Origin of the sequence: Vibrio mexicanus (genome assembly GCF_001012815.1) — a bacterium.
GTDB classification, from domain to species: Bacteria; Pseudomonadota; Gammaproteobacteria; order Enterobacterales; family Vibrionaceae; genus Vibrio; species Vibrio mexicanus.
Window position 1 is genome coordinate 58,266 of the sequence record NZ_JYJP01000014.1, and the last position, 15,440, is coordinate 73,705.

Here is a 15,440-nt window from a genome sequence, read left to right on the forward strand (position 1 = left end):
CTACCGTTTTACATATATGGTGTGACCCAAGTGATGAAAAATCTCACTACTCGCCCCCACACTTTCCGAATGGCCGATTAGCAATATGCCATTGGGATTCAACTGCTGATGAAAACGTTTGAGCAAGTGTTGTTGCGTCTCTTTATCGAAGTAAATCATGACATTGCGGCATGAAATCAGATCAAACTTTTCATTAAAGTTCCACTGTTCCAGCAAATTTAGCTGACGAAACTGGATAAGCTGCTGCAATCCTTTGGCGATTTTTATATTGCCTTGTTGGGCACCTCTCCCCTTCACAAAACAGGGTTTGAGATACGGTTTGGGAATGCTTTCTAGCACGCCACCAGGATAGATCCCCTGCTGAGCAACAGACAGCACATTGGTATCCAGATCCGTCGCGACAATTCTGACCGATGGACACCAATCCAAAACACCTGAACGATACAGAGAAGAAACCAGACTATACGGCTCTTGGCCTGTTGAACATCCTGCAGACCATATCCGTATCTCTTCGCAGTGACGCTCTTGCCACTCTTTGGCCATCACTTTCTCGATAAACTCAAAGTGGTGATACTCTCTAAAAAACTCGGTTTTATTGGTCGTCAAACTGTTAATGAAGTGAACACGTTCTTGTTCATCACTTTCTATAATGCTCTTGAAATCACTAAAACGTTTTAGCCCACGCTTACGCAGCAAGCGACTAACACGGCCGTAGACCATGGTCTTCTTTCTATCGGACAGATAGATACCGACCGTTTTATGAATGAACCACTGAATAAACTTAAAGTCCTTATCAGTGAGTTCAAATTCCCTTTCCATGGTCGTTGATACTGGTTCAGAACGAGTTAGAACTCTTCCCATTCGTCACTATCCTCACTAAATTTCATGCCCGAATTGACCACATTACTTTTCGATACAGGGTTACTCGAGCGAATATTACTGATGTTGGTAGGGCGAGGGGTGCTTACCTCCTGCCTCGCGGAAGACGATGTCGACTCAAAGGTGGTGACCTTTGCATCACTGTTGAAGTAGTTCATCAAGTTCAGCAATTGTTTACCTTCATCTTTGAGTGATTGACTCGCTGCCGACGTTTCTTCCACCAGTGATGCGTTTTGCTGGGTCATCTCATCCATCATGGTAATAGCGCGGTTGATCTCATCGATCCCCGTTGATTGCTCCGCGCTTGAATCCGCAATCTGCGCAATCAGCTCTGTCACTTTCTCTACTGCATCAACAATTTCATTCAAGGTCTCACCGGATTTGTCCACCAACCGAGAACCTTCATCGACCTTCTCAACACTGTCCTTGATTAAACCTTTGATCTCTTTTGCCGCTGCCGCACTTCGCTGAGCGAGGTTACGGACTTCACCAGCGACAACCGCAAAACCACGACCTTGCTCACCGGCTCTTGCGGCCTCTACTGCAGCATTAAGTGCCAACAGGTTGGTTTGAAATGCAATCTCATCAATGACACCAATGATGTCTGAAATCTTCTTACTGGCACTGTTGATCTCTGACATGGCAGACACCGCTTGCCCAACGACTTCGCCACCTCGGCCCGCTTTTTTCGCCGCATCATCGGCAAGCTCATTGGCGCCTTTTGCGTTATCAGCATTCTGCTTAACGGTGGCCGTCATCTCTTCCATGCTTGCAGCTGTTTCTTCAAGGTTTGAAGCCTGAGCTTCCACACGCTGGCTCAAGTCATCATTGCCTTCTGCGATCTCTGTTGATGCGGTTGCCACGCGCGCTGATGACGTGGTGATTTTCTCTACCATATTTCTTAGGTTAAGAATCGAAGTGTTCACCGCATTTTCTAAACGACCAAACTCTCCTTGATTGCCTTCATCCATACTTGAGTTCAGATCACCTTCTGCCACATGGCTCATCACCTCAATACACTGCCCCAGTGGCGCTACTAAGGTATCGAGCAAGTTATTAATGCCGTCGCCTAGCTCTTTCATAAAGCCGTTGTAGACGGTAGTATCAATGCGTTCATTTAACTCACCTGCAATCGCTTTTTGAATCAAGTCCTCGACTTGTCTTTGACCATCGCGCTGCTCGGTAATATCTACCCATTGAAGTGCTGGTCCAATGTAGTTACCCGAACCGTCGCGCATCGCAATACAGGTTAGATTGAACTCAAGACCCGCCACTTTAATGTCTGAGCTAAACGGCAGTCGGTCAGGATTATTAATAATGGCGCGCTGGTGAGCAGGGTTCTTGTGGAAAATATCAATATTCTTACCCACAAGGTTACTGGCATCGAATCCAGGTAACACCGCTTGAAGTTGGGGCTCGCGGCTTTTCAGTAGTGTCGCAAGAGACGGGTTCACATACTGAATCACCCCTTCTTCATCCGCCATCATCAAGTTGGTCGTCATACCTTTCACCGCGGAAGCCAAGCGGCCAATCTCTTTCTCTTGTGCTCGTTCTTCGGTTACATCTCGCCACTCAAGCGTGTTACCAATGTATTCACCCTCTTTGTTGTGAATCGCGGCAACATTGAGCTCAATTTTTAAGTCGCCAACTGAGATATCGGTTTTGTAAGGTAGGTTGGTTGGGTCAGCTAACAATTGTCGCTGATGCGCGGGGTTGCGGTGAAACTCATCAATACAACGTCCCATCAGCCATTCTGTTGAGGCGGTAAAACCACTCCAAACGGTTCTAAACACCGCTTCATGTTTTCTAAAGAGTTTGAGTGTTTCTTCGTTGATATAAGTAATCTCGAAATCTCTGTCGATCATCACCATGGCTGTTTGAGCTTGATCTACCGCCGCCTGTAAGCGAGCAATCGCATCTTCTTTTCGGAGCGCCTCGGTGACATCCTCCCATTCTAATGTGTTGCCAACATAGTTTCCTTGAGCATCGACTATGGCGCCAACGTTAAGGGAGATCTTGACATCTTTTATAGTAATAACCGTGTTGTATGGCATATTCCCAGGATTAGACAACAGCTGTCTTTGATGTTGCGGATTGGCATGAAAACCATCTATGCAGTAGCCATCCAGAAAAGATTCGGTCGCTTCAAATCCCGGCCAAACAGACTGAAACAGACGCTCATGGTGCTTCAGAAGCTCCAATGATTTTCGGTTAAAATAGGTGATCTTGAAGTCTCGGTCGATCATCATTAACGCTGTTTGAGCGCCATCTAATGCCGCGACAAGCCGATCGCTGGATACATGACTTGTTGATGATTCTTCGACATCGCTTACTTGCATCAATGAGTCCTTAAGCTCAGGCGCCTTTTGCTCATATGCGTGGTGGCGTGTCTCTTCCTTGTTTCGATTCCAAAATGCCATAGTTCACCTCTAGACCAGCGTTTCTTCTGTAGTTGTTCGATTTAGCTCTGCTACATCAAAAAGAGCTTCTAGGTTTATTAGTATTAGATGTCCGCTCTCTACAGAGGCTATGCCTTTGATATAACTGTCATCGACGGTTACTGACATATGTGGTGCAGACTTTATTTCGTTTTCCATTAAGGCGTACACTTCCGATACACCATCAACAATGATTCCCAGTGGGTGTTTCTCTTCACTATTGAGCACTATCACAACGGTAGTGGAGCTGATTTCCGCCGGCGTTAGGTTAAAACGCATACGTAAATCAACAATCGGCACGTACTCCCCGCGGATCTCTAGCACACCTTTCAAGTAATCAGGTGAATTGGGGATGACTCGTATCTCGCTCCAGCCACGCACTTCACGGACATCTAGAATAGGTACGCCATACTCTTCGTCATTCAAAATGAAACTCAAAAACTCTTGGGCAGCCATTCTCTAATCTCCCCTCAGTATGCGTTCGATGTTGAGTAGCTCTTCGGTGTCAATCAGTGACATCACTTCACTGCCGACATTCATGACACCTTGCAAGTAAGAGGTGACCAATGACTCCCCTACTGCAGGAAATAACTCACTATCACCTTGTGCGATCACATCGCTCATGGCGTCGACCACCAAACCCATCAAACGCTCTGTATCGTTGCTGTAATCGTGTAGAACTAAGACAACAGTGGTTGGTAAGTACTGGGCCTCACCCACCGAAAATCGCAGGCGCAGATCAATAACGGGGACGACCATGCCTCTTAAGTTGATAACGCCTTTGACGTACGAAGGTGAACGGGGATAGGGGTTGGTGTTTCCCAAACTCGAATCTCTTCAACATCATTGATTGGGACGCCGTAAAGCTCTTCAGCAAGGTAAAAACTCAAGAAGTCAGCACTTTCATTAATATCTAACTCGCTTAGTACCTTCTGCTCAGAGTGTTGATTTTCTGTATTTGCGATTGCTATATCCATACTCACGACCGTCTCCTATGCGGCAATGCCTTTGTTGCGATTGTCCCCCTGCCCGCGCGCAGTAAAAGAGGTAATCAAACCCTGAATATCGAGAATTAGTGATACCGAACCATCCCCTAAAATGGTCGCTCCGGATATGCCTGCAACTTTGCTGTAGTTTGACTCCAAACTTTTGATAACGACTTGCTGCTGGTCGAGCAATTCATCGATAAGCAAACCAACGCGATTTCCGGCTGCTTCAACAAAACAGAGAATTCGTTTACTAAGCGAACCACTCTCGCCCATTTCCAATTCATCTTGCAGACGAAGAATAGGGATGTTCTCTTCACGCAGACGATAGAGTTCAACCCCACCGGAAGCCAACTTAATACTTTTAGGATCGATCTGAATTGACTCAACAATAGTGAGTAGAGGAATGATATAGACTTCTCCACCCACGCGGACGAGTTGACCGTCGAGAATCGCAAGGGTGAGAGGAAGATTGATAGTGAATCGACTGCCTTTGCCTAGCTCGGATTCCACTTCGATATGCCCACCAAGCTCTTCAATATTTCGTTTCACCACATCCATACCAACGCCGCGCCCGAAATATCAGACACTTGTTCGGCAGTGGAAAAACCAGGGGCAAATATCAGGTTGAGGACTTGTTTGTCAGACATCTCTTCGCGATGAGTGTTGCTATCCACTACGCCTTTCTCTTGCGCTTTCGCCCACAACTTATCGCAATCGATGCCCGCACCATCATCGATAATTTCAATCACGATGGCGCCACCTTGATGGTAAGCGTTTAACTCAATGGTACCTTGCTCAGGCTTACCGCTTTCTAACCGAACTTGTGGAACTTCAATCCCGTGGTCGATACCATTTCGGACTAAGTGGACAAGTGGATCGACAATGCGCTCCAAAACGGTTTTATCGAGCTCGGTTTGTTCCCCCTTGATAAGCAGCTCAACCTTCTTATCGAGACGGCCACACAAATCTCGAACCAAACGCGGGAAGCGACTGAATGCAAAACTCATCGGCAACATACGAATGTTCAATACATTCTCTTGTAAATCTTTGCTGTTTTGCAGTAACTGATCTAAACCCGATTTAAGTTTCTCAAGCTTATCAATCGTAAAGTCATTACCAATTTCCGTCAGCATGGACTGGGTGATCACTAGCTCACCAACAAGATTAATCAGGCTATCTACTTTATCGATATCTACCCGTATAGAGCTGACACTCGATTCCGTTTTATTAGCCTTAGCCGGTGTAGCTGGGGGCTTTTTAGTGGCATCTTTACTGGCATTAATTACCTGACTGTCAGCGGCTTCAGGTACCGCATCGGGTGTATTAGAAGTGGAGTCAGTATCAACGAATTCATGTTCTGCAGATTCGACGCTAGATTCGGCTTGAATATCGTTTGTTGCGGTTTCACTTTCGGTACTCGCTAACTGCGACATTTTTTCTAACGTTAAGTCACATTCATCTTCAACCCACTCAAAAATTTCGCGAATTTCGTCTTCTGGTATTTCTCCCGAAACCTCCACTGCCCATGATAAATAGGACAATTCAGATTCAATTTCTTGGATGTCAGGAAGGTTATCAACGTTCGCCTCAATTCTGTGGTTGTCATCAAGCTCAACCAGTTCACGAAGAATTCTTAACGGGTCATTACCGCTGAAAAACATTTCGGCATGCGGTTTGAAGTTAACCAGCCAGTGGAAAGAGGAAGAGAGTTCATTTTCAGCAGCTTCGCCTTCTGGCGGCTCGCTGACAACCTCACTGTTGACCTCAGTCAGTTCATTCAATAAAGCTTTGAGCTTATAGCCCACAGATTCTTGTAAGCTGGCATCCACCTCTTTTCCAGATTCATGCCCTTCTAAAAGATTAGAAATGCAATCGCCACTTTGGAGCATGACATCAATACTTTGTTGAGTGAGAGACAGTTCCCCATTGCGCACCAAGTCTAGATAAGCTTCTACCGAATGAGTGAATTCAGAAATATCGAACAGATTGAATGTCGCCGCCCCTCCTTTTATGGAGTGCGCCGCTCTGAAAATAGTATTAATGGTTTCTGTGTCGACATCATTTGGGTCCAGCTCTAGCAGAACTGACTCAAACTCCTCTAAATTCTCACGACACTCTTCGTAAAACATCTTACGAAGTTGCTCCATGTCTAACGCCATGCTCCCCTCCCCTTTTGGCGACCCAGGTGTCACCGACAATTGTTATCGCACCAAGTTAGATAACGCGCTTCAGCGTTTTCAGTAGAGTCTCGGGATTGAAGGGTTTGACTAACCAACCCGTAGCGCCAGCCTGCTTCCCTTGCTGTTTCTTCTCCGTGCTAGTTTCGGTGGTTAACATTAAGATTGGGATGAATTTGTACTGAGGAGTTCCGCGTATTGCCTTAACAAAATCAAAGCCGCCCATAACGGGCATGTTCACATCGGAGATTACAACATCAAACTGAGTCGCTTGTGCTTTATTAAGCGCGTCCCTACCATCGTTGGCAGTTTCAACTTGATAACCTGCATCCTTCAAGGTATGGCTCACCATTTGGCGAATAGAAATCGAATCATCGACCGCGAGAATCTTTGTCATCATGAACCTCTTCAAACATCCAGTGTTTTATTTGATAAGACGTTGGAGGCCTAGTACTCGAATTGCTTCTTCTAAAGTTGGTGTGGCATTTGCCAACTCAATATTGACGTTGCTGTTTTGTGCACTGTTAAACAACGACGCTAAAGCCTGAATACCTGCAGCATCTATTTTACTTACTTGAGAACCGTCTACGAGCAATGTCTCAGAAGCTTCTGAAACCCAATTTTTGTATTGGTTCGTCGCTTCAAGCACTGTCGATATGTCTAGGTTTTCATTCAGTAAGCAGCTCATGTTAGATATTCTTTATTCTCAAATTAGCACTAAGCCTGACGCATAAATTGAGTGTAGGAACAAATAGTCAATAAGCAAATGAGTTCAGAACGTTAGGAGTAGATATGGGGCATAAATATCACTGAGCATTTAGTCAGTTAGTTTAGGCAATTCATACATTTAATGTATGGGTATTGGTTTGGAAATTATTTCCATTTTTTTTGTGCCGTTTCCACTTTCTAGCACTTATGGGTGAGGAATATATGGACTGGATTGTTGTTATGCTATATCACTGAAGAAATCAACCTTTCTGGCTCAGTATCTCACAAGCGAGGTTTACAGTGTAAATTACTCGCTGCCTTTACACTGTAAATTCGCTAAATTTAATAGTTCCTCTCTCAGCTGTTTTTCCATGGCTTTACGACCAGGAAGACCAAGCTCACTGGCACACTGAGCCCAAGCAGCACCTTGGACAACCCTGCGAACCATCAAATCAGATAAAAAACAAAACTCTACTTTCCTTAAACTGTGTAGATACATTCTCAACCAAGGTAGGATCGCTTCGTAGTTGCTTCCACCCTGGGCATAATTTTCCAACGCCCTGAGCATGCTCGTAGGGAGCTGAGTGATAGAAACTTCAGGCCATAATGAACGAACTAAGTTAGGTTCAGTGTCGTTGTGCAGATCCCGCAAGGTAGAAAGCCAACCTTGATAGAAGAGTTGATTAACTGATTCAACCCAAGGGCTAGCTTTGCTGTTGACCATCACCACAGAATAAGTCCCGCTAGATTTATCTCTTTGCGTTCCCAGCTTTACCGGAACAAACTCACTCTTGAGCCAGAAATCCACTAGTTCATTAGTCGCACCAAAACTGGTCGACAAATATGCATAGCCGTCAATCTCTTTTAATTGGCTAAGCATGAGTGAGCCAATACCTTGCCCTTGCAAACTTGGATGTACAGCAATACGCATTACACGTAAACTTTTCTCAGTTGCTGCCGCGTGCTCCATATAGTGGCTGGTAATGGATGCCGCGACCAAATGGCCTTTGGGACGACGTTTACCTAGCTGAATGCTGTCTACCAGTTCGGTATCTAAACCGCCCTCTTCGATAGCCAAAATACACCCAATACACTGTTGGTTGTCCATCATGGCATAGGCTTGCACTGGCTCCGATTCAAGCATCAGCATTAGGTCACTAGGCGCGGTTTGATAATGGGCATTAACCAACAAAGCAAAACATTGCGCCAGTATGCTTGGAGATTGAAACAAACGTGATTTGCTCAAGTGCTCAAGCTGAAGACCTTCTATATTTTCAACGGACAGCGATTCAGGAATATCAACACCCAGCAAGAAGGTTTGATACATCCACCGCTCTAGTTTATCCCCTTTCGCCCAGCGAATCGGTTCATCGATATGTAGAGATTTGCCACTAGGTCGTGCGTGATTAAGCCAACTTAAGAACTTAAGCGTAAAACCACGACCAGAGCCTTCGTAACCGTGAACTGTGGTTGAGAACACCAAACGATGATATTGCTCAACGAGTCGCTTAAGCATTGGAATAGGAATCGCCGCCGCTTCATCAACCAATAACAAGTCACAATTAGGTTGCTCTCTAATAAGCTCATCTGGCGCCATAAAACGAATACGTCGACCTTGAGCCTGGAAGTCACCTTTACCACCTTCGAGTTCAGGAAAGCCTTTCGTGACCCACTCAAACACAGGAGCTACCGAACGAAGTAGCGGCGCAGTAACTATGACATCCAGTTCTCGCTTAGACATCAATTTAGCCACGGCCATACCGAGTGCACTGCTCTTCCCTCTCCCGCGATCGGCGGTTAGAACAAATGGACGCTTTCGGTGCCCTTCGACCACTCGACAAATCCCCTCTATCGCTTGTGTTTGCTGAGAGTGAATTGTTAACTCGCTTAACGAATATGGAGCGAGCTTAGGCAAAGGTGGCAGCTCAGCGTGCTGCTTAAGTGAAATGAGTGAGCCTAGCGACTGACAAAGCCATTTCTGAGCGTAGTTGTCTTGCATGGATGAAGGCTCGGCAATGACCACTAACAGCCCTCCTCCTTTTAGCGCTCCCAATGCGGCGCTAAAACTGTTGGCATCAAACCCCGCACGACAGTCATAAACTAAAGTGAGCAGCTCTTGTCCAAGCAATTGATCGCCTTTTCGATAGTCAACGCTATCAAGCTGCGCGTAAGAAACATTTCCTAGCAGCGCAGAACACTTCTTCAGATCAGGTGAAAGCGTGGCGAGGCTGGCATCAATTACCGCTTCTATCCAAGATTCATCACCACTGACCACAACACCCACACGCTGATGAGCCGCTTGCGCGCATAAACGCAGTTCATGGAGGTAGGATTCTATATTGGTCATGTTGGGCTCTTGGTTGTACGATGAAGCAGTTCACTGCGCAAAATTCTCATTTAATCTGGATTCTAACTTAACCAAGATATTAGCGTAAGAGTGAAACAAAAAAAGCCACGATAACGCGGCTTTTGTTCAAATTGGAGTTACTTGGGTATGCCAAGTTTACTTTAGTTTGCCTTCGATAAACTTCAGTATTTCGTCCATCGTAGTGTCGTCTACCTTCTTAAGGTTAAGCGCCAAGTTAGCACCCTTACGTGTGTAGGTTGCGCGCCCTTTAACGAGGTCAACCTTGCTAGCCGCCGCTGTTTTACGCGGAGCAAGCTGAGCAATCCACTCTTCGATGCTCTCAGAAACTTCCTTCGTTAAGCGAGCTACACCTTGTGCAGAACTGCGCTGCCAAACAAAGCCTTCGTCAGATTGGCACTTCTCTAGCAGCTTAGCCTTGTTCTCATCGCTCAACTCGTTGAACTGCTTGTGCAGTTTTACGATGGTTGGACGCCCTAAATCCGCGACATTTGGATACGCTTGAAGCAGTTCTAAAGGCAGCGACGCCGCCTTTAGCGCACCACTAACTAGCGCTTCGCTACATTGGAAAATCTTCGCCAATGCCTTTTGATCTTCCGCTTCACCGCTGTCTAGCTTCGCTTGCATCTCTTTACCCTTCTCGTACAGAGAAAGCGGCTTATGCGCGTTCGCAACATCAGAAAGGAACTTAGCATGCTCACCGTTAATGTCTTCGGCAACATAGATTAGGAACTCTTTGCCAGCCAGAATACAAGACATGCGACGACGGCTACCATCAAGTACTTCAATCGTACCGTTGGCATTACGACGACCTACCGCTGGGTACTGCTGACCGCTCTCTTTCAACGTTGTCAGAACGTCAGAAAGCGCATGCTCATTCAAAAATGACTGTTCACGGGCATTTTCTGCAAATACAACCGTCTCCGACTCCACTTTATCCGCCGGAATTCGCACTAGCTCAAACGAAACCAAATCTTCACCAGCCACTGCCAGTTCAATCACCTGCGCTTGCTCTTTTGCCGCAGTTTGCGCTTCTTGAGGTGTCGTTGCACGGCGCTTGTTTGCTTTACCAAATAGCTTGGCATTTAGATCAGATGTTTTAATTGCCATTTATCGATTACCCCTGATTAAGTGAAGACCAATTACTGTGCAGCACACGTTCTAACTCTAGCGCACTTTTCTGAACCGCATCTTGAGCGGTTGCCAACGTTTTCTTGCCACCTTCAAAGTCGCCAGTGGTTAAATCAAACACAGTACTGTAGGTGTCTGCGCACGTTTCAAACGCTCGGCTACGAGGAATCGTGGCCATCATCACTTGGTCACCTAGCAAGTAGTTCATTTCAGTCAGTACCGATACCTGCTTTTTGTTGTCATCTTCAAACATGGTTGGCATTAATCGAACAAACTCTAGTCCCTTCCAGTCTTCAGGGAACATCTCATACACTGTTGGCAAGTGCTGGAAGAAGTTAACCGTTGATGCCCAGTCTAAGCGCTTAGCCGCACACGGAATCAGTAACGCGTTTGATGCGTACATTGCATTCCATACTAGTGGATCGACGTGTGGGCCAGTATCAATCATGATGACATCAAAGTCATCAGCAATCTTATCAATCAACTTCTCTTTCAGAAGTTTTACAATATCCAGAGATTGATTCTGAGATAAATGCTGCCAAGCTTCCGCGTTAAACATCGCATCTTCTGGGAATGCAGATACTGTTTTTAAGTTCGGGTATTGAGTTGGAAGCATAACGTTCTTATGCAGGAACTCTTTATCAACCTCCGTCCCTTCAGGAACGTTATCCAGCATAATATCAACCGCAGAATATATGCTGTCATGCTCAGAAACACTGATTTGCGGGTTCAAAAACAGGCGTAAAGAACCTTGAGGATCTAAATCGATAAGACAAATGCGGTAGCGCTTGTCTAGGTTAAGCGCTAAACAGGCAGCAAGGTGAACCGCAGACATCGACTTACCTGTACCACCCTTTTGGTTTTGTACATTGATAATCCACGGCTTGTTATCACCATTTTTCTTACGCTGGTGGAACTTGGGAACGCCAGCTGCATCCATCAACATGTGTGCTTCTGTTAATGAAATAGAATAGTGATTCGCATTGTTTTTTGTAAACTGGTGCCCTGCTTCTTCCAACTTACTAATGGCATCATCAAGCTTTCTGCGAGTTAAACCAGAGCGAGTTTCCATCAATGCTTTAGACATTGGCGGGAAATGTTCATCACTTCTTTCTTCTAATACGATCTCAATACGATCGGCTTGAACTTGTTGCGTTTGTTCGGCGAGCTGGTAGAGGTTCTCTATCGTCTGTTCTCTTTTCATTGCCAAATTCCATTCAATTTAATGACTGAACTCATTGTACAGCAAATAACAACCAAGACAATAAAAAGGTGAACATACACTTTTTGATTCCAATCACAATAAATAGAAAAATGACATGCCATTTGATGAAATAGTCAACAATTAACCGTTTTAACTCGTTAGTTTCAGTCCAAATAATTCTTCAGATTTAAAGTGTTACAGCATCACTTATTTACATTGTAAATATGAAAGGAAATTGAAAAACTTCCGGAACGATTGTCAAAAGCCGATAAATTACGGCCAGTGCATTTCTGATAAAGGAAAACAGGCTAGTCCATCACTTTTCAATAACAACTAACCTACCTCATCAAAACTATCATCCAAAATGAAAATTTTGTCATCGCTAGTTCAGCTCAATGTAAAGTTACTTCGCTGTCACCCAGTTTAGGAACGATGATCAAGGGAGGCTTCTTGATCATGCTTTCATGGGATAAGTAGCAAATAGGAACAATGATCAAGGTAATTTATGCGTATAAAGGGCTCGCGTGAATATCAATCAAAATGATCATTTGACGGATCGATGATCAAGTGGAATCAAAGCACCGGAAGCATGAAAAAAAATGCCTTAGTTACGGTCGATGTCAATCATAGCTTAGCTTAGCGCCAATCAGTGTAGTTTAATTGATAATAAGGTGGCATGAGGAATAGCATTCCAATGACAATGTCATATCATGATCATGCTTTCGTCATATTGAATAGAATGGAGACTTGCAGGAAAGAGGGGACTTCTTTGCTATTTCAATTGAAATAAGTACTCAAAATGTCAATAATGCCTAAAATTCAGTCCATCCTTGATCATGCTTACGTAGAAAATAAGCTCTGTAAACACGTTTAAGCAACGGAAGTATCGCTGATAACCCAAGTGGCCTGTGGATAACGTGTATATGAGTCATGATCATGCTTTCTAATCATTGATGATCATGCGTTCTATGAATTCATGATCATTGTTCTTGATAACATTGATCATGCTTTCTAACTATCAATGATCATGTTTTCGATAACTTCATGATCATGCTTCTGACGGCTATTTTTTTTACTTGTTTAAAAACATAAGCTTACAATCAATCTCTCGCCCAGATCATTAGATCATATAATCAATTTAGATCATATTAATCAAAAAGATCAGTTTTTTAAAACCAACAATTTTTTCTTTATTTATGATCTTTTTTTCTTTATTCTCTTGGAACTATAACGATATTACGGCAAGTGTGATACGGATCTAATAATGAGTTCAGAAGAAAAAGTGCTAATCAAAGCACCGAGAAGCCACAAAGATGGACATTTGTTTGCAGTCTCAGAAACCGCAGTAGACTGGATAGAACAATATCAGCACTTTAAAGGTGTGACTAAGAGTATTGTAGAACTTCTGAACTTAATTTCCCTAAGAGGCTTTCGCAGTCAAGATGGATACGTCTCTACAACGGAATTAATCGAAGCCACTGATGGCCAACTTACTCGAGCTGCTATTCAGCAAAGACTCAGAGCGGCTGTCAATATCGGCCTGTTTTCTCAAATTCCCGTCCGCTTCGAAGAAGGTCTTGCCGGCAAAACTATGCTGCATAAGTTCGTTAACCCTAACCAACTGATTTCGGTGTTGGGTTCTACGAGTTTAGTGACTGAGTCTGTGAAGCAGACTGAAAAGAAAAAGCGCTCAAAAGCTTTAGCGCAAACCCAAGTAAATAAACGCTTGTTGAATGAACATGGGTTAAATACGCCACCAGCCATGAAAGATGAGGCGGATCAATTTGTCGTGTCTCCAACTAACTGGGCTGGCATCATTGATCAAGCATTGGCCCCCCTAGAACACGTAAGAATTACCAGAAATCAATGGTTTCGATCTCTGGTACACGCGCTGTGATCGAGACACGATCTTCGAAAAACATCATGACTGTTGATGATCTGATGACACTGTTTGCTCTGTTTACGCTTACCGTACAGTATCACGATCATCATCAAGAAGATTATCAACTTGACGCCAAACAAGCGCCAAACAAAACGCCGCTGTACATCACTGATATTTTGTCACTGCGCGGCAAAAAGGATAGTGGGCCCGCGCGCGATTCTATTCGCGACAGTATTGACCGAATTGAGTTTACCGATTTCCAATTACATGAGCTAACTGGTAGATGGCTGTCTGAGAACATGCCAGAAGGCTTCAAGAGCGATCGTTTTAGATTTTTGGCCCGTACTATTACCGCATCGGAAGAAGCCCCTACAGAGGGCGCTGACGGCGAAATTCGCATTAAGCCGAATCTTTACATTCTAGTTTGGGAGCCATCGTTCTACGAAGAACTGCTGACTCGTGACTACTTTTTCCTTTTCCCACCAGAGATCTTGAAGCAGCACACCCTGGTATTCCAGTTGTACTCATACTTCCGTAGCCGTATGGCGCGTAGACACACGGATACCATGTTACTCAGTGAGCTTAATCAAAAGCTTGCAAGAAATATTGAGTGGCGACGCTTCTCGATGGATCTGATCCGCGAACTGAAAAAACTCTCGGAAGGGAAGGGGACCGATGATCTTTTCGCGGTGAATCTTTGGGGTTATCACTTGATGATCAAAACCATTGTCGAGAAAGGCAAGGTGAAAGATTATGAAGTGGACATCAAATGTGATGTTGAAGAGGTTCTGCGTTATTCGCGTGCCCGTACGACCAATGCCGGCAAGCGTAATATGGCTCCAACCTTGCCAAACCCACTCCGTAACGAAATGGTGTCTAAGCAAAAACTGGAAGAGCTGTCGGAGATCATTGATGGTGAATTTGAACCAATTCAGCGTAAATCGCCTTCTCCGAGAGGAAAATTAGGTCGCCGCGTGAAGCTGCGTAAACACCTTGTCGAGATCAACGCCGACGAAATTACCATTACTCTGTCGAAATACACCTCACCAGAGGCCCTAGAACGCTCTATAACCGCATTAGCGGCAATGACAGGGCATTCGTATAGCTCAATCAATGAAGAGTGTGTAGAGCTCATCGACAAGCTGGATTACTTGAGAGTAGGGGAGGCTGCACTGCCGTATGAAACGCTGAGCAAGGTGATTGAGTTGTACAATAGTCAGAGCGAAAACAAACATCTGTCCATTGAGAGGCTAATTTCTGGGCTGGCTGTAAGACGAAAAGTGTGCAAACAGGTATTCGACGGACACTTAGATGAAACGGTTTTCCGCGCTCTTGATGAGGTTGCTGTTTAAGCTATTAGTATTTTGTTACCAGTACTAACAGTTACTTATCTTTGTATAGAATTTACACAGTACTAAGACAATCCCCTGACATTGAACTGACATAAGTGGTCAATATCAGGGCTAGTATTTATCTCGAATAGACAACCTTTTGTCCTTTCTGATGAATTAATAGATTGGCTCATATTGTTACATTCATTCTGAATATGTTCGCGAGTTCTTTTAGGACTCGCTTTTTTTTGCCTTCAGTTCAGCGATATGATCAAAAAAGCGGAAACATGATCAAGGTTTAACTTGATCATGTTTCCGCGCTTGTTTGAGTTGATT

10 protein-coding genes and 2 pseudogenes are annotated in these 15,440 nt (G+C 44.5%); 1 reads left to right on the forward strand and 11 read right to left on the reverse strand.

The annotated features are described in order from the left end of the window. From UA76_RS01790 to UA76_RS01835, 11 genes and pseudogenes are all read right to left on the reverse strand, one after another. Positions 1-861: a CheR family methyltransferase gene (locus UA76_RS01790; RefSeq protein WP_047042457.1), complete on the reverse strand. Its 861-nt coding sequence runs from the start codon at positions 859-861 to the stop codon at positions 1-3. Then, a complete protein-coding gene (aer2, locus tag UA76_RS01795) occupies positions 846-3,299 on the reverse strand; it encodes an aerotaxis transducer Aer2 (RefSeq protein WP_047042459.1) in 2,454 nt (817 codons plus the stop codon). Before aer2 ends, UA76_RS01790 begins: the two co-directional genes overlap by 16 nt. 9 nt (positions 3,300-3,308) lie before the next feature. After that, positions 3,309-3,773: a chemotaxis protein CheW gene (locus UA76_RS01800; RefSeq protein WP_047042461.1), complete on the reverse strand. Its 465-nt coding sequence runs from the start codon at positions 3,771-3,773 to the stop codon at positions 3,309-3,311. A 3-nt stretch (positions 3,774-3,776) separates the two neighbouring features. Further along, positions 3,777-4,294, reverse strand: a pseudogene (locus UA76_RS01805) (chemotaxis protein CheW). 15 nt (positions 4,295-4,309) lie between these two features. Further along, on the reverse strand, positions 4,310-4,864 hold the full coding sequence (locus UA76_RS25520; protein ID WP_420340881.1) for a chemotaxis protein CheW: 555 nt from the start codon (positions 4,862-4,864) through the stop codon (positions 4,310-4,312). Continuing rightward, a complete protein-coding gene (locus UA76_RS01810) occupies positions 4,852-6,465 on the reverse strand; it encodes a chemotaxis protein CheA (RefSeq protein ID WP_420340882.1) in 1,614 nt (537 codons plus the stop codon). Before UA76_RS01810 ends, UA76_RS25520 begins: the two co-directional genes overlap by 13 nt. A 55-nt stretch (positions 6,466-6,520) precedes the next feature. Then, positions 6,521-6,880, reverse strand: coding sequence for a response regulator (locus tag UA76_RS01815; RefSeq protein ID WP_047042509.1), 360 nt, complete (start codon positions 6,878-6,880; stop codon positions 6,521-6,523). A 27-nt stretch (positions 6,881-6,907) separates the two neighbouring features. Continuing rightward, positions 6,908-7,171: an STAS domain-containing protein gene (locus tag UA76_RS01820; protein WP_047042462.1), complete on the reverse strand. Its 264-nt coding sequence runs from the start codon at positions 7,169-7,171 to the stop codon at positions 6,908-6,910. A 327-nt stretch (positions 7,172-7,498) separates the two neighbouring features. Next, positions 7,499-9,538, reverse strand: a complete 2,040-nt coding sequence (locus UA76_RS01825) for a tRNA(Met) cytidine acetyltransferase TmcA (RefSeq protein ID WP_047042464.1) — start codon at positions 9,536-9,538, stop codon at positions 7,499-7,501. A gap of 156 nt (positions 9,539-9,694) precedes the next feature. Continuing rightward, entirely contained in the window at positions 9,695-10,666 is a 972-nt protein-coding gene (locus tag UA76_RS01830) for a ParB/RepB/Spo0J family partition protein (RefSeq protein ID WP_047042467.1), read from the reverse strand. A gap of 7 nt (positions 10,667-10,673) precedes the next feature. Beyond that, the gene (locus tag UA76_RS01835) at positions 10,674-11,891 is read right to left on the reverse strand and encodes a ParA family protein (protein ID WP_047042469.1); all 1,218 of its coding nucleotides are present in this window, start codon (positions 11,889-11,891) and stop codon (positions 10,674-10,676) included. 1,264 nt (positions 11,892-13,155) lie between these two features. On the opposite strand from UA76_RS01835, the pseudogene UA76_RS01840 reads away from it, so the two are divergent. Continuing rightward, positions 13,156-15,125 (forward strand): annotated as a pseudogene (locus tag UA76_RS01840) (replication initiator protein RctB domain-containing protein). Positions 15,126-15,440: the final 315 nt, after the last annotated feature.